Origin of the sequence: Pseudomonas sp. PS01300, assembly GCF_029960155.1 — a bacterium.
Taxonomy (GTDB): domain Bacteria; phylum Pseudomonadota; class Gammaproteobacteria; order Pseudomonadales; family Pseudomonadaceae; genus Aquipseudomonas; species Aquipseudomonas palmensis.
In genome coordinates this window covers 13,948-29,418 of record NZ_JASCPN010000067.1, presented here as the reverse complement: position 1 = coordinate 29,418, position 15,471 = coordinate 13,948, and the positions used below count along the sequence as shown (strand labels likewise).

Sequence of the window (15,471 nt, the reverse complement as noted above, 5' to 3'; positions counted from 1 at the left end):
CCGCCGGGGTGCCCCCGCCCCCCGGCGGGCGGGGGGGTGGGGGGGCCCAACGCGCGGGGCACGGCCTGCAGCCAGCACCAGGGCGATGCAGTCACCCTGGGTGCGCACAACACGATGCCTGAGTCAGTGGCGGGTGCTCCACCTGGGGCTGGGTCGGCCCCGCGCCGACAGCGCCGGGCAGGGGCACGCCGTTCTTCACCGCCAGCACCTCGGCCATCACGCTCACCGCAATCTCCCCTGGGGTCTTGCTGGCGATGTAGAGCCCGATGGGCCCATGCAGGCGCCGCAGCGATTCCGGCGTCTGGCCAAAATGCCCGATCAAGCGCTGGCGGCGGCTCTCGCTGTTGCGCCGCGAGCCAATCGCCCCGATGTACATCGCCGGCCCGCGCAGCGCTTCGATCAGCGCCAGGTCATCCAGCCTGGGGTCATGGCTCAGGGCAATCACGCAGGTGCGAGCATCCACCGCAAACGCGCGCACCACGTCGTCCGGCATGCCCATCAGCTTCTCTACCCCGGCGACCGTCCACACGTCCATGTGCTCCGGCCGCGGATCACATACCGACACCTTGAACCCGTTGAACAGCGCCATCACCGCCACGTACTCGGCCAGCACACCGGCGCCGATCAGCAGCATCCGGTAAGCCGGCCCCAGCGGGTTGCTCAGCCGCTGCCCATCGAAGCTGAACGGTGCATGGGGCTGGTCGGCCTGCACCGTCACCTCACCCGAGGCCAGGTCAAGCTCGCGGCGCATCAGTACTCCCTCATCAAGCAGCGCCAGCAAACGGCCCAGCGCCTGCGCGCAGGGTGCGAACTCCAGCACCAGTTCCAGGGTGCCGCCACATGGCAGGCCGAACCGGTGCGCCTCGTCCGCACTCACGCCGTAGCGCACCACCTGTGGCGCGCCGCCGGGTATCCCCGGCCCGCCATGGAGGCTGCTGTACCGGTCAATCAGGTCGTCCTCGATGCACCCGCCCGACACACTGCCCACCGCGCGCCCGTCCTGCCTGAGCACCATCATCGAGCCCACCGGTCGCGGCGACGAGCCCCAGGTGCGCACCACGGTGGCCAGCAGGCAGCGCTCGCCGCCGGCAAGCCACTCCCGGGCAGTTCGCAGCACCAGCAGGTCAATGCTTTCCATGGGGTGTCCTCGACAGGCGTTGCAATGGCATGGGGGCTTCCTGGTAGTGATGCTCAACGCATCTGCAAGATGATCGGGTTGCTGCTGGCCGGCCCGGTGTGCTCGCGCAGCTTGCCCACCGCCTTGGCCTCTACCGCGCCACCGTGATTGCCCCAGGTGCTGCGCACAAAACTCAGCACCTCGGCAATTTCCCGGTCCGACAGCTGTTCGCGAAATGCCGGCATGCGGTAGGCGTCCGGCACGCCCGCGGCGACGATGCGCTGCGAGCCGTTCAGGGTGATGTTGATGGCCGATGCGTCCTCCCCGGCCAGCGCCGAGGTGGCGCCGGCCAGGGGTGGCATCCACTCGGCCTGGCCGCGCCCGTCCAGGCCATGGCAGGTCGCGCAGCGGCTCACGTAGGTGTGGGCGCCGGGGGCCGTGGATGCGGCCGACAGCTCGCTCGCCTGGTACTGCCATGCCGGCCCGTCGCGGCTGGGGTCGCCGGGCAGCGACTTGAGGTAGTGCGCGATCGCGCCCAGGTCTTCGTCGCTCATGAACTGCGTGGAGTTGTTGAACGCCTCGGTCATCGAGCCGTACACCACCGCGTGCCGGTTGCGCCCGTTTTTGAGGAAGCTGACGATATCCGCCTCGTTCCAGCGCCCAAGCCCGGTGTTGGGGTCGTTGCGCAGGCTCGGCGCATACCAGCCATCCAGCAGCCCGCCGGCCAGGTACGTCTTGCTGGCCTCGCTCAGGCCCTTCTCGTTGAAGGCCAGGCCGCGCGGCGTATGGCAACTGCCGCAGTGGCCCGGCCCCTGCACGATGTAGGCGCCGCGGTTCCACTGCGCATCCTGGTCCGGCTTGGCCGGGTAGGGCGCGGGGTCGGTGAACAGGCCGTTCCACAGCGCAATCGGCCAGCGCAGGTTCAGTGGCCAGGGGATTTCGCTGGGCTTGTTGGCCTGCGCCGCCGGGCTCACCCCGTGCATGAAGAAGGCATACAGCGCGCGGATATCGTCGTCACTGAGCTTGGCGTACGAGGGGTAGGGCATGGCCGGGTACAGCCGGCGACTGTCCGGGGTCACCCCATGGCGCACGGCGCGGTCGAAGTCGGCCAGGCTGTAGGCGCCGATGCCGGTGGCGCGGTCGGCGGTGATGTTGGTGGCGTAGATCGCGCCCAGCGGGGTGGCCATCTTCAGCCCGCCGGTAAACGGCGCCGCCTCTGGCAGGCTGTGGCAGGCCACGCAGTCGCCCAGCCGCGCCACGTACTCGCCGCGTTGCACCAGGGCCGGGTCTGGCGGTGCGGCACTGGCCTGGGCAGCGAAGGGCGACGCCGGCGTGCGGGTCACGTACCAGGCCAGCACGGCTGCGATGACGAGGCAAAGCAGCGCGAAACAGCCCAGCGTTGTTGCGAGTCGACTCTTGGTCATGTGCGCGGTGTCCCTGATCGAGGCCTAGCTGAAGGTGTAGCGCGACAGCGGCATGCTGCGGATGCGCTGGCCGGTCAGGTGCGCCACCGCATTGGCCACCGCCGGGGCCACCGCCGGCAATGGCGGCTCGCCGATACCGCCCATCTTCGCGCCGCTCTCGACGATGCGTACATGCACCCGCGCCATGCGCTGCGCCGACAGGATCGGGTACAGGTCATAGTTGCGCGCGCGCGGCTGGCCGTTCACGTACACCGCTTCCTCCACCAGTGCCTGCGACAGCCCAAGCGACACCGCGCCATTGACCTGCGCCTCGATGATCGCCGGGTTGACGATGCTGCCGGGGTCGATGGCCTCCCAGATATCGTGCACCTTCACCTGGCCCTGCTCGATGGACACCTCGGCGATCACCGCCGCCTCCGAGCCGAACGGCGAGGCCATGGCTACACCCCGCGCGCGCCGCGAGCCGTCCTCGGCGGTGAACGGGCCGCGCTTCCAGCCACCGGACAGATCGCCCACCGCCTGCAGCAGGTTGGTCAGGCGCTGGTTGTCGCGCAGCAGGTGCAGGCGCAGTTCGAACGGGTCCTGCTTGCCCTTGTCGGCCAGTTCATCGAGGAACGCCTCATAGAAGAAGTCATTCAGCGAGTTGCCCACCGAACGCCAGTAACCGAGCATCGCCGGGCCTTTCACATAGACCTGGGCGATACGTTTGCTGGGGATGGCGTAGGTCTTGCCCGACAGCCCTTCGAGTGCAGTGGGGTCGATTTTCTCGCCCTGCTTGCCGGCGATGGCTTCGGTGGGGCCTTCGGTGGCGCTGACTGCCTCGATGGCCACCGGCAGGCCCTGGGCGTCGAGTGCGGCGCGGAACTTGACCACGGCCATGGGGCGCAGCGCGTCACGCAGAAACTCCTCTTCGCGGCTCCAGATCAGCTTGACCGGGCGCCCGACTGCCTTGGCCAGCTGGATCGCCTGCGGGTAGGGGTTGGCGCTGTCGTACAGAAAGTGGCGGCCGAAAAAGCCGCCCAGCAGCGGCGAGTGCAGGGTGATCTGCGCCGGGTCCAGGCCGGTGCGCTTGGCCATGTCGGCGCGGAACATGTCGGGCGCCTGGTTGGGCAGCCACACCTCCAGCGTGCCGTCGGGGTTGAAGCGCGCCAGGGCCGAAGGCGGCTCCAGCTGCGCATGGTTGAGGAACTGGTTGTGGTAGGTGGCCTCCACCTGGGTGGCGGCGTCGGCAAAGGCTTTGCCGAAGTCGCCTTCATTCTCTTCGTCGCGGGCCGGGCCGGTGGCCGCGGCCAACTGGTCGCGAAAGGCGTCGCTGGAAAAGTCCGCAGGCATCTGGCGCACCTTCGAGTCGGCCGATGCCTCCAGCCACTGCACCTGTACGGCCTCCACCGCGCGCTTGGCGTGCCACCAGCGCTCGGCCACCACGGCCACCGCACCGGGCAGCCGATGCACCGAATGCACGCCCTTCATGGCTTTCACCTGCGCCTCGTTGCGCAGCTCGCCCACGCGCATGCCCAGGCGTGGTGCATGCTGCACCGCGGCATGCAGCATGCCATCGACCTTCACGTCGATGCTGTACACGGCCTTGCCGGTGGACTTGTCATAGGCGTCCACCCGTTGCACCGGCTTGCCGATCCAGCGGAACTGGCTGGGGTCGCGCAGCGTCACGCTGGCAGGGTCTGGCACGGGCAGGTCCATGGCCTGGGCTGCCAGTTCGCCATAGCCCAGCGTGCGCCCCGACGCGGCGTGTATCACCCGGCCGGGCTCGGTGCTCAGGTCGCCCACCGGCACGCCCAGGCGCTCGGCAGCGGCCTGCAGCAGCATGGCGCGGGCCAGGGCGCCGAGGCGGCGCATGGTCGGGTAGCTGGTGCGCACCGACATGCTGCCGCCGGTGATACGCATGCCGTTGTCCATCACCACGTACTGCTCGCCGGGCGGTGCGCTGTCGATCAAAAAGGTGGCGGGGTCGGCATCGAGCTCTTCGCCCACGATCTGCGCCATGGCCGTGAAGATGCCCTGGCCGCCCTCCATGAACGGGCTGAGCAGGCGGATGCGGCCGTCCGGGCGGATCTCCAGGAAGGCCGGCACCTGGGTGCCGGGCGCCGCTGCGTTGCCCGTGGCGGCCTGCACACGGCTCAGTCCCAGGGGCAGGCCGAAGCCCAGCACCAGTGCGCCCACTGCCGTGCCGGCGCTTGCCAGCAGAAAGCTGCGGCGCGAGATATTGACCGGCTCGCCCACAGGGAAGGGCTGGGCCACGCCGGTAACGCGCAGGCTGTCGTTCATCAGGCGTTCTCCTGCGCGGCGGCCACGTCGTGCACGGCGGCATGGATGGCGTTGTAGGTGCCGCAACGGCACAGGTTGACCATTGCGGCAGCAATCTGGGCATCGCTCGGGTGCGGGGTGTGCTTGAGCAGGGCGGTGGCCGCCATCACCTGGCCCGACTGGCAGTAACCGCACTGGGCCACCTGGTGCTTGACCCAGGCGCTGACCACGCGCTTGCCCACGGCGTCGGCCTCCACGGCTTCGATGGTGGTGATTTCGCGCCCCACCACGCCGGCCACCGGGGTCACGCAGGCACGCACCACGGCGCCGTCCACCAGCACCGAGCAGGCGCCGCACTGGGCCAGGCCGCAGCCGTACTTGGTACCGGTCAGGCCCAGGTCATCGCGGATCACCCACAGCAGGGGCGTGTCCGCGTCAGCATCGACCTCGTAGGTCGTCTGGTTGATTCGCAGTTGCATGGCTCACCCGTCATCAGTCGGTCAGGTCTTGATTTCTTATGGGCGTGGCCGTGCGCAAGGCGCAGGCCACCCATAGACGCTAGCACACGGGGCGGCGGGGGCCGTTGAAGGGGCGGGTCAGGTGACGATCAGCAGGGGCTGGCCAGGTCCAGCTTGGCCACGATGGCGCCGGTGAAGAAGTCCACCACCTCGCCACGATGGCTCAGCACATGGTCGCCAAACCAGTCAGCGGCCAGTCGCGCCTTGGGCATGATGGTGGTCTCGGTATGGCCGGTGGCGGTTGCGATGATGAGATTGCCGGCGAGCGTGGAGCTGTCGGTGGGCGAGGTCGGCAGGCACAGGTGGCTGCCGGATTCGTTGAACAGGATCCGGCCCGAGCCGACATGGCCATACGCACTGACGTCCTTGGTCCATACCGTTGCGCCCTCGCGGTCGCAGCACAACAGCCGGTTGTTTTCCCCGGTCACGAACAGGTACTGCCCGTCGCGGGAAAAGCGCAGGCTGCGCACCTTTGCCTCCAGCGGCACGCTGACCCTGCCGACTTCGCCGCTGGCGCAATCGACCGTCAGCACGCCATTGCGGGCACGCTCGTCGGGGGCCCAGAGCCTGCCCTGCAGCGGGTCGATGCTGCCGAACCTGGCGTCCACGTCACGCTCCACAGGGTCGCTGTGTTCACCGCTGTCCAGGTCGATGATCACCGGGCGTTTCTTGCCATTGGCCACGCTGACCAGCGCGTAGCGGGCGCTGGGGTCGAAGCGTGCCCAGTACGACAGCAGGTTCTGGGTTGCATGCAGCGGCGCGCCGTCGTGCACAAGGTTCAGCCGCGAGCGGCTGGCCCCGCGCACCACCAGCCACTTGACCCCGCTCAGCGCGATGCGGCGTTGGTCGCGCGCGATGTCCCACACGCTGTCGTCGGGCTGGGCGAAAGCCGGCCGGCTCAGGGTGCCGGTGTCGGGATGGTACTGCACGAGGCAGGGCGGGCGAACGGTGTCGTCCTTGTCGAAGAACACCAGGCGGCGCGGTACATCGATGTACATTGGAACTCCCAGGGCCAGCGTGCGAAACGATGCAGGATAAAGCCTGATTGCGCTGGGCAAAAGCACTTGTCGGCTGGCCAGCCTCCGTGACGCGCGGGCGCACGTACGGATTGCTGGCTATGGCATCAAGACACGGGATGGGAGGTCGTGATCAGCGGGCGGGTCAGTTTTATGACAGTTCTGCCAGGCAGCGCTCCAGGATATCCAGCCCGCGCTCCAGCACGTCTGCCTCGGCGGTCAATGGCGCCAGCAACCTGATGATGTGCCGCGCCTTGCCCGCCGGCATCAGCAGCAGCCCGGCCGCGCGTGCCTTCTCCAGCACCTCGGCCAGCTGCGCGGTGGCCGGTTTGCCTTGTGGCGTGACCAGCTCGATGCCGCGCATGGCGCCCACACCGGTCAGGCGCCCGAGGTACGGCGTCAACCCGCGGGCCTTCCACGCTTCATAACGCCCGACGATGGCGCGCTCCTGCAGCTCGCCCCAGGTCGCCAGGTTGGCATCGCTCATCAGTTCCAGGGTCGCCAACCCTGCCGCACAGGCCAGCGGGTTGCCCGAATAGGTGCCGCCCAGGCCACCCTTGGGCAGGCTGGCCATCAGCTCGCGCCGGCCTACCACCGCGCCCAGCGGCACGCCGCCGGCAATGCTCTTGCCCAACAGCAGCAGGTCCGGCTCGATGCCCAGCCGCGGGAAGCCGAAGCGCTGGCCGGTGCGGCCAAAGCCCGACTGGATCTCGTCGATGATGATCAGGATGCCGTGTGCATCGCAGAACGTGCGCAGGGCCTGGGCAAAGGTGGGGTCCATTGCCAGGAAGCCGGCTTCGCCCTGCACCGGCTCGAAGATGAAGCAGGCCACTTCGTTGACGTCGATCTCGACGCTGAACAGGCGCTCCAGCGCCTGCATCGCCTGCTCGCCGGTCACGCCGTTGTCGGCGCTGGGGTAGGGCAGGTGGAACACCGGGCCGGGCAGCACGCCGACCTTCTGCTTGTAGGGTGCCACCTTGCCATTGAGGTTGAGCGTGGCCAGGGTACGTCCGTGGAAGCCGCCATCGAAGGCCACCACCGCCGTGCGCCCGGTGGCGGCGCGGGCCACTTTCAAGGCGTTCTCCGCCGCCTCGGCGCCACTGTTGGTGAGCATGCCTGCCATCGGGTAGCTCAGTGGCACGAACGCTTCCAGGCGTTGCATGAACTGCACATAGGGCCCGTGCGGGACGGCGTTGAACGCCGCATGGGTCAGTTGCGTGGCCTGGTGCTGGATGGCGCTGACGATCGCCGGGTTGCAATGCCCCAGGTTGAGTACGCCGATACCGCCCACGAAGTCGATGTAGTGCTTGCCATCGGTATCCCACACCTGGGCATTGCGCCCGTGTGAAAGTGTAATGGGATGCACAATGGAAAGAGATCGGCTGATTGTTTCGTGCGTCATGGGCAAGTACCTGGGTGACGGAAGTTTTTATATATCTAAGCCAACATCCGGCAAACGCCACAAGCGAAATAAAGTCGAGCAATCATTCCGTCAAATCGTGATCCTGCCCTGTATCCACTCGACGAACGCCTTCACCTTCGGCACCTGCGCCGCATGCTCGGCATGGGCGATGAAGTGCGCGCCCTCGCTGGGCATGGTGTGCGCCCAGGCCACCACCAGCTTGCCCTCGGCCAGTTCTTCGGCCACCAGGTAGCGTGGCACCAGGGCGATGCCGCAGCCGGCCTGGGCCGCGCGGATGCACAGGTAGAAGGTGTCGAAGCGCGGCCCGTGGTAGCTGTGCTGGGACTGCAGGTCCTGCTGCAGGAACCACTCGTGCCAGGCCTCCGGGCGCGAGGTGCATTGCAGCAAGGGGTGGCGGGCGAGGTCTTCGGCGCTGCGTGGCAGCGCTGCCGCGATCAGCTCGGGGTGACACACCGGCACCACCTCTTCATGGAACAGCTCGATGCAGGTGGCCCCCGGCCAGGTGCCCTGGCCGAAGAAAAACGCGATGTCGGCCTTGTTGTTGAGCAGGTCGAAGGGTTCCAGCTCGCTCTTGATGTCCAGATGGATGTTCGGGTGCTGCCGGCTGAAACCGTGCAGGTTGGGCACCAGCCAGCGTGCGCCGAAGGTGGGCTGGGTGGCGACGGTCAGCACCTGGGTCTCGCCGCCGTAGGTCAGGATGTAGCGGCTGGAGATGTCCAGCTGGGTGAGGATCTTGTTCACCTCGGCCAGGTACAGCGAGCCTGCAGGGGTCAGGTGCAGGCGCCGGCGCACGCGTTGGAACAGGTTGTGGCAGAGCATCTCCTCGAGTTGCGCCACCTGCTTGCTCACCGCGCTCTGGGTCAGGTGCAGCTCCTGCGCGGCGCGGGTGAAGCTCAGGTGGCGGGCCGCCGCCTCGAAGCATTGCAGGGTGGTGGTGGAGGGCATCAAACGCTTGGACATCGAGGGCACCGGGCAGATGAAAAGGACTGAGTTCATTCCATGGAGGAATCATGTGGTGATAAAAGGTCGTTTGTAAGCAGCCTGTTCGCAGATTAATACTGACCTGCGTCAATCATTTCAACTGCTAGTTTCGATGCCCCGAGGGACCGGGAAAAGTGCGTCCGAAACTTATCGAAAAGAGGCCGATCAGTACCCGTTACATTACGTTTGATGCCCAAAAAACAATAACGGCTCCTTACATTTCTGCTGCCGCACACTTTCCATGAAGACCTTGGCCTGACCTGCGCGGTCATCGCGCAACCAGGTGCAGCAGGCATTGGCCAGAGAGGCAACCATGTCGTCCCTACAAGAAAAACCGCAACGCTCGCTCAAGCACGGCCTGACCTCGCGTCAGGTCTCGATGATCTCCATCGCCGGCATCATCGGCGCCGGTTTGTTCATCGGTTCGTCCAACGCCATCGCCAAGGCCGGTCCGGCCATCCTCATCTCCTACATGATTACCGGCCTGCTGGTGCTGCTGGTGATGCGCATGCTCGGCGAAATGGCCATCGCCGACCCCAACAGCGGCTCGTTCTCCACCTACGCCGGGCGGGCCATCGGGCCATGGGCAGGCTTCACCATCGGCTGGCTGTACTGGTGGTTCTGGGTACTGATCATTCCGGTCGAGGCAATCGCCGGTGCCGATATCCTGCACGCCTGGTACCCCGACGTGCCGTCCTGGGCCTTTGCCTTCCTGATCATGATCGTGCTGTCGTGCAGCAACCTGATCAGCGTGAAGAACTTCGGCAAGTTCGAGTACTGGTTCGCCCTGGTCAAGGTGGTGGCGATCATAGGCTTTTTGGTGGTGTGCCTGATGGGGGTGAGCGGTGTATGGCCGCTTGCGCAGACCTCGGGCGTCGAGAACCTGTGGTCCAATGGCGGCTTCATGCCCAACGGCTTCGGCGCCGTGCTGGCCGGCGTGCTGGTGACCATCTTCTCGTTCTTCGGTGCCGAGATCGTCACCATTGCCGCCGACGAAACCGCCAACCCGAAAGACAAGATCCGCCGCGCCACCAACCTGGTGGTGTACCGCATCGCGATCTTCTACGTGTTCTCGATCTTCTTCATTGTCGCGCTGGTGCCGTGGAATGACCCGCGCCTGCTGCAGGTGGGTTCGTTCCAGCGCGCGCTGGAAATCCTCAACGTGCCGGGTGCCAAGTTCCTGATCGACGTGGTGGTGCTGGTGGCGGTGACCAGTTGCATGAACTCGGGGCTGTATACCGCTTCGCGCATGCTCTATTCGCTGGGCACACGGGGTGAGGCGCACCCGCTGACCAAGCGTATTTCCGGCAGTGGCGTGCCCACTGTGGCTGTGCTGCTGTCGACCCTGGCCGGGTTTGTCGGTTGCTTCGTGAACTTCGCCTTCCCGGGCAAGGTGTTCGGCTTCCTGCTGTCGACCACCGGGGCCATCGCGCTGCTGGTGTACCTGGTGATCGCCGTGTCGCAACTGCGCATGCGTGCCATCGTCGAGCGCGAGGGCACCGAGCTGGCGTTCAAGATGTGGCTGTTCCCGTGGCTGACCTGGCTGGTGATCGTGGTGATTTCGCTGGTGCTGGGCTACATGCTGTTCAGCCCCGACTACCGCTACGAGACCTTGATGACGGCGGCGGTGACGGCGTTGATCCTGGGCATCGCGTTCTACCGCAAGCGGGCGCGTATCGAGCATCAGCCGCAGGCGATGACCGACCAGGGTTAGCGAGCGCTGCGCACTCGATCGCCGGCAAGGCCGGCTCCTGCAGGATCATCGTGACCCCTGCAGGAGCCGGCGAAGACGTCGCCACAGGCCTCAGCCGAAAATGTCGCGCACGCTGCTGCGATAGAACTCGAACGCCGCCAGCGCCCCATCCACCGCCTGGCGCTCCTGTTCCTCACTCAGCACCAGTGCATCGATCAACCCCACGAACTGGCGCCACTGCAGCGCACGCCCGTCCGGGTGCGGCGCCAGATGCCGGGCGCCACGCTCCGCGTCCAGCCCCAGTTGCTGGGTCTGCCTGAACAGAAACGCCGCCCCCAGGTTCGAGCCCTCGCTGCAGTACAGCCAGCCCAGTGCTTCAGCTGGCGCAGACAGCTGCACAGGGGCCGGTACACCGGGCACCGGCAGGCCAAGGTCGCGCAGGTCGGCCTGCACTGCCTCGAACCGCGACAGCGCCGCCAGCCCGGGCAATGTGCGGTTCAACTGCGCATCGCCATACAAGGCTTGAAGGCTGCCATGAAAGCGGTGCTGCACCTGCAGAAACAATGCATAGCGCTCGCGGCTCTCGAACGGTCGAACGCCCAGCACCAGCGTATCGACACTGTCGTGCTCGCGGCGGCTGGCGGCCTTGAGGCGTTGGCAGCGGCCGGTTTCGGGCGCAGGGGAGGCGGGGGCATTCATGGTCGGGGTCTCATGTCGGCAGTGAGCAGGCATTGGTAATGCCAATGCCTAGACTCTCTCGCGCCATCGTCGTTCCGTGCAGCACCCGGCCTGCCAGGCGAGCGTCTTCAATGCGTGGATCTGCAATGGAATCTTCATCCCGGGGCATTCGTCTCTGAACTGCATTCGTGGGCGTCATGGCCGGCGGATGCTTGCATGCGCTCCAGGTACGGTCAAGCGCCGCGCAGGGCGGGTAGATGCGGGGTTGAGCAGGGGTGTCGAGCAGGCCCCTGCACCCGCAGCGCGGGCGCAGGGGCTGGCAGGTTCATGCCGGTGCGGCGGCTGTCTTGACTGCCCGCGGCTTGCGCAGCTGTTCCAGGCGTGAACCGCTGTAGGTGGTCTCGCGGAAGAACTTCCAGCGCCCGAACAGGCAGTACACGTGCGCCACGCGCCCCTGTTCGTGATAACCCATGCGCAGATGCAGCTTCATGGCCGGTACGTTGTGCGTCTCGACCACGTCCACCACCTTGTTGCAGCCCTGGGCCTGCATGGCCGCCCACAGGTTGACCTGGGCATCCACCGACAGCCTGGTGCCGAAGTACGACGGGGTCATCTCGCCGCCGAACTCGAAGAACTCGCCCTCCTTGACCGGGAAGGTGCAGCCGTAATAGTGACGGTCCAGGTAGTCGCGCTTGCTGCCCCAGATGAACGCCACCGCATTGTCGGCATCGTCCAGGTACATGTGCCCGGTGTGGCCTTCGCGGGCCAGCTCGGCCATGGTTTGCACACGGTCGCCGAAGTGGCGGGCAAAGGCGACGGCGTTGTCCTCGGTGATGGTCACCAGGCGCACCGGCTTGTGCGGTCGCAGGTTGTGCGGCGGTACCGCACTGACCAGGTCGCGCTCCATCCACAGCAGTTCCCAGTGATAGAACACATGGCGTTCCCAGAGGGTTCTGGCGACGCGGCGAAGGCCTTTTCTTCTGATCTTGTCGCGCACGTTCTGCAAAGCACCCATGGTGCCTCCTTGCCGGATAGGGCGGATGAAACGGTGGGTTTGATGAAATCTTTTTCATGGTATAGCCCAGCGTTTTGACGGCGTGTCAAAAAGCCATCGCAGCGGTTGTTTCAAAATATGTGTAACAAGGGTGAACCGCTCTACACCGGAGGTTACCGGCATAGAGCAGTTGATCGGAAAGGTCTGACGCTTTTTTGACGATTTAATGGCGCCTGAATCAAGGCGCGGTTCTGCTCAGGCGATGAAGGTGTCAGGGGCCCGTGGCCGGGCCCGCGGCGCCAGGTGAGCGAGGCGCTTGCCGCTGTAGTGGGTGGTGCGCGAGAACCGCCAGCAACCGAACACTCTGTAGGCGTGGGTGATGCGACCCTGTTCCTGATAATCCAGCTGCAGGTGCATCTTCACCGCCTGCACGTTGTCCAGCGCCACCACATTGACGATGCGCGTACACCCCTTGGCCAGCATGGCGGACCACAGGTCAAGCTGGGCCTGGGTCGACAGGCCCGTACCGAAGTAGGCGCGGTCGACTTCCCCGGCAAACTGGAAGTATTCGCCCGGCTGCACCGGGAAGGTGCAGCCGTAGTAATGGCGGTCGTGGTAATCGCGGGTGCTGGCCCACACCATCGCCACCGCGTTGCCGTGGCTGTCCACGTACATGTGGCCGGTGTGGCCCTGTTCGGCGAGGTCGGTCATGGCCTGCACCTGGCCAGGGAAGTAACGGCTGAAGGCCTCGGTATTGTGGGGTGTTATCACTACCAGGTGCACTGGCGGGCAGGTGCGCCTGCGTTGCGCGGCGACGGGCGCAAGGGGGCTGCGCTGCAACCACACCAGTTGCCAGTGCGAGAAGATGTAGCGGCGCCACAGCGGGCGAAGCGCACGCAGCAAGCCTTTTTGTCTGATGCGCTGGTGGGCGATTTCGATCAATTGCATGAGAACTCCGACAGGTTCTATTCCAGGAGCTCCGATTAGGCGTCCACCGGCAGTTGCATGCCATCGGCCTTCTCTACAGCCCCGGTAAGCTGAAGGTCATGCGCGCTGCATGACCTTGCAACCCGGGGCGTAGGCGCTCAGGCGTCGGTGTCGTGCAGCTGCGGCGCCGGCTCGCTGTCGGCCTTGCGTCTGGCCCGCGGGGCCAGGTGGGCCAGGCGCGAGCCGCTGTAGTGGGTCACGCGGGAGAAGTACCAGCGCCCGAAGAACCTGTACGCGTGGGTGATGCGACCCTGTTCGTGGTAGTCCAGGTGCAGGTGCATCTTGACTGCCTGTGCGTTGTCCCGCGCCACCACCACCACGATGCGCGTGCAGCCTTTGGCGAGCATGGCCTCCCACAGCTCGGTCTGTACCCGCGTGGACAGGCCGGTGCCGAAGTAGGCGCGCTCGACTTCGCCGGCGAACTGGAAGTATTCGCCGGGCTGTACCGGGAAGGTGCAGCCGTAGTAGTGCCGGTCGTGATAGTCACGGGTGCTGGCCCACACCATCGCCACCGCGTCACCGGCTTCGTCCAGGTACATGTGGCCGGTGTGGCCTTCGCGTGCTAGGTCGTTCATGGCCTGCAACTGGCCGGGGAAATGGCGCGCGAACGCGTCGGTGTTGCTCGGGGTGATCTGGACGAGCCGCACGGGAGGGCAGGGGCGCGTGCGTTGTCGAGGCACCCTGGCCAACGGGTCGCGGTCCAGCCACACCAGTTGCCAGTGCTGGAACACGTGGCGTTGCCACAGCGGGCGCAAGGCGCGACGCAGGCCTTTTTGTCTGAGACGTTGGAGCAGTTGCGAAACTAGGCGCATACGGCCTCCTGGCAGATCCGGTACTCAAGGGACCCCGATTAGGCGTGTGTCGGTAAACCCTGACCATCGGACAATGCTGCAGCCCTTGTCAGGCTTTGCACTACTACGGGCTCATGACAAAGACACTGCATGTCCGTGGCAAGTTTCATCGGTGGGGCCGGCGCGGCGCGGCGAGCGTTATTGTCGCCCCCCCGACGCATGACGTACCATCGGGCCTGCGACCCGCACCTACCTATAACAACCTTCTGCAGCGCAACACCCAGGCCGCCGGCCCAGGGGTGGCTTTTGCCTGCGCGCCTTTTGCCGCGCAGGTTTCATTGAACCCAGGGTCGCGTCTGACGCGCCCGCCCCGGAGCCTTGCCCCGTCCGATGAACAACCCCGCAGATACCCGTAATGGCAGCTGGCTCAGCGTTTTCGCGCTGGCCCTGGCTGCATTCATCTTCAACACCACCGAGTTCGTGCCGGTGGCCCTGCTCAGCGATATCGGCCGCAGCTTCGACATGCCCACCGCCCAGGTCGGGTTGATGCTGACCATCTATGCCTGGGTGGTGTCGCTGGCCTCGCTGCCGATGATGCTGATGACCCGCAACATCGAGCGGCGCAAGCTGCTGGCGTTCCTGTTCGTGCTGTTCATTGCCAGCCATGTGCTGTCGAGCATGGCCACCAGCTTCGGCATGCTGCTGTTCAGCCGCATCGGTATCGCACTGGCCCACGCGGTGTTCTGGGCCATCACCGCGTCGCTGGCGGTGCGGGTGGCGCCGCCGGGCAAGCAGGCCAAGGCTCTCGGGGTGCTGGCCACCGGCACCACCCTGGCCATGGTGCTGGGCATTCCGCTGGGGCGAGTGGTGGGCGAGGCGCTGGGCTGGCGCACCACTTTCATGGGCATCGCCGGGGTCTCGGTACTGACTTTGCTGTGGCTGATGCGCTCGCTGCCGCGCCTGCCCAGCCAGAACTCCGGTTCGCTGCGCAGCCTGCCGATGCTGCTCAAGCGGCCGGCGCTGCTCTCGGTGTATGCGTTGGTGGTGCTGGGCATCACCGCGCAGTTCACCGCCTACAGCTACATCGAGCCGTTCAGCCAGCAGGTCGCGGCGATGAGCGGCGAAATGACCACCATCCTGCTGTTGCTGTATGGCGGGGCGGGCATCTTCGGCTCGATCCTGTTCAGTCGCTACAGCGAGCGTTTCCCGCGGGGGTTCGCGATTGGCGCCATCGGCGCCATCGCCCTGAGCCTGTTGCTGCTGGCCCCGCTGGCAGTCAACCCGACCCTGCTCTGCGCGCTGAGCATGGTATGGGGCATGGCGATCATGTGTTTCAGCCTGGCCCTGCAATCGAAGGTACTGGTGCTGGCTTCCGATGCCACCGACGTGGCCATGGCCATGTTCTCCGGGCTGTACAACGTGGGCATCGGTGGCGGGGCGTTGCTGGGCAGCCTGGTCAGCACCCACATGGGCCTTGGCGACATCGGCCTGGTGGGCGGCGCGGTCGCGGTCAGCGGCCTGGTGCTGTGTTGCGTGACCACCTACCGCTATGCCGGGGTGCTGGGCGCCGACAAACCGGCGTAAGCA

General features: G+C 66.2%; 13 protein-coding genes. 2 read left to right on the top strand and 11 right to left on the bottom strand.

Translation table 11 applies throughout. The features are described 5' to 3' along the window. Positions 1–91: 91 nt before the first annotated feature. The 7 genes from QMX96_RS23120 to gcvA all read right to left on the bottom strand — a co-directional run bounded on the left by QMX96_RS23120 (position 92) and on the right by gcvA (position 8,720). Positions 92–1,138, bottom strand: a complete 1,047-nt coding sequence (locus QMX96_RS23120; protein ID WP_123752487.1) for an XdhC family protein — start codon at positions 1,136–1,138, stop codon at positions 92–94. Positions 1,139–1,191: 53 nt separating this feature from the next. Then, positions 1,192–2,541 (bottom strand): cytochrome c, encoded by a 1,350-nt coding sequence (locus QMX96_RS23115; RefSeq protein WP_282362538.1) that lies wholly within the window; start codon positions 2,539–2,541, stop codon positions 1,192–1,194. A 24-nt stretch (positions 2,542–2,565) separates the two neighbouring features. Then, the gene (locus QMX96_RS23110) at positions 2,566–4,824 is read right to left on the bottom strand and encodes a xanthine dehydrogenase family protein molybdopterin-binding subunit (protein WP_282362537.1); all 2,259 of its coding nucleotides are present in this window, start codon (positions 4,822–4,824) and stop codon (positions 2,566–2,568) included. After that, positions 4,824–5,282 carry a (2Fe-2S)-binding protein gene (locus QMX96_RS23105; protein WP_043862972.1) on the bottom strand — a complete coding sequence of 153 codons (459 nt, stop codon included), beginning with the start codon at positions 5,280–5,282 and terminating at the stop codon, positions 4,824–4,826. The genes QMX96_RS23110 and QMX96_RS23105 overlap by 1 nt, the downstream gene beginning before the upstream one ends. 128 nt (positions 5,283–5,410) lie before the next feature. Beyond that, on the bottom strand, positions 5,411–6,319 hold the full coding sequence (locus tag QMX96_RS23100; protein WP_229589267.1) for a WD40 repeat domain-containing protein: 909 nt from the start codon (positions 6,317–6,319) through the stop codon (positions 5,411–5,413). Between the two features lie 169 nt (positions 6,320–6,488). Continuing rightward, a complete protein-coding gene (locus QMX96_RS23095; RefSeq protein ID WP_054915403.1) occupies positions 6,489–7,739 on the bottom strand; it encodes an aspartate aminotransferase family protein in 1,251 nt (416 codons plus the stop codon). A 90-nt stretch (positions 7,740–7,829) separates the two neighbouring features. Continuing rightward, entirely contained in the window at positions 7,830–8,720 is an 891-nt protein-coding gene (gene gcvA / locus QMX96_RS23090; protein ID WP_043862969.1) for a transcriptional regulator GcvA, read from the bottom strand. Between the two features lie 334 nt (positions 8,721–9,054). On the opposite strand from gcvA, the gene QMX96_RS23085 reads away from it, so the two are divergent. Then, complete coding sequence (locus tag QMX96_RS23085; RefSeq protein WP_282362536.1) at positions 9,055–10,455, top strand: amino acid permease; 1,401 nt, start codon at positions 9,055–9,057, stop codon at positions 10,453–10,455. Between the two features lie 90 nt (positions 10,456–10,545). Here QMX96_RS23085 and QMX96_RS23080 read toward each other — a convergent pair whose 3' ends face one another. The 4 genes from QMX96_RS23080 to QMX96_RS23065 form a co-directional block, all read right to left on the bottom strand. Continuing rightward, on the bottom strand, positions 10,546–11,133 hold the full coding sequence (locus tag QMX96_RS23080; RefSeq protein ID WP_274096418.1) for a biliverdin-producing heme oxygenase: 588 nt from the start codon (positions 11,131–11,133) through the stop codon (positions 10,546–10,548). A 304-nt stretch (positions 11,134–11,437) separates the two neighbouring features. Continuing rightward, a complete protein-coding gene (locus tag QMX96_RS23075) occupies positions 11,438–12,127 on the bottom strand; it encodes a hypothetical protein (RefSeq protein ID WP_043862966.1) in 690 nt (229 codons plus the stop codon). A gap of 234 nt (positions 12,128–12,361) precedes the next feature. Further along, complete coding sequence (locus tag QMX96_RS23070) at positions 12,362–13,054, bottom strand: N-acetyltransferase (RefSeq protein ID WP_254999467.1); 693 nt, start codon at positions 13,052–13,054, stop codon at positions 12,362–12,364. 137 nt (positions 13,055–13,191) lie between these two features. Then, positions 13,192–13,905, bottom strand: coding sequence for an N-acetyltransferase (locus tag QMX96_RS23065; RefSeq protein WP_282362534.1), 714 nt, complete (start codon positions 13,903–13,905; stop codon positions 13,192–13,194). 369 nt (positions 13,906–14,274) lie between these two features. Between QMX96_RS23065 and QMX96_RS23060 the strand changes: the two genes are divergently transcribed. Then, positions 14,275–15,468, top strand: coding sequence for a sugar transporter (locus QMX96_RS23060; protein WP_043862964.1), 1,194 nt, complete (start codon positions 14,275–14,277; stop codon positions 15,466–15,468). The last annotated feature ends 3 nt before the right edge of the window (positions 15,469–15,471 follow it).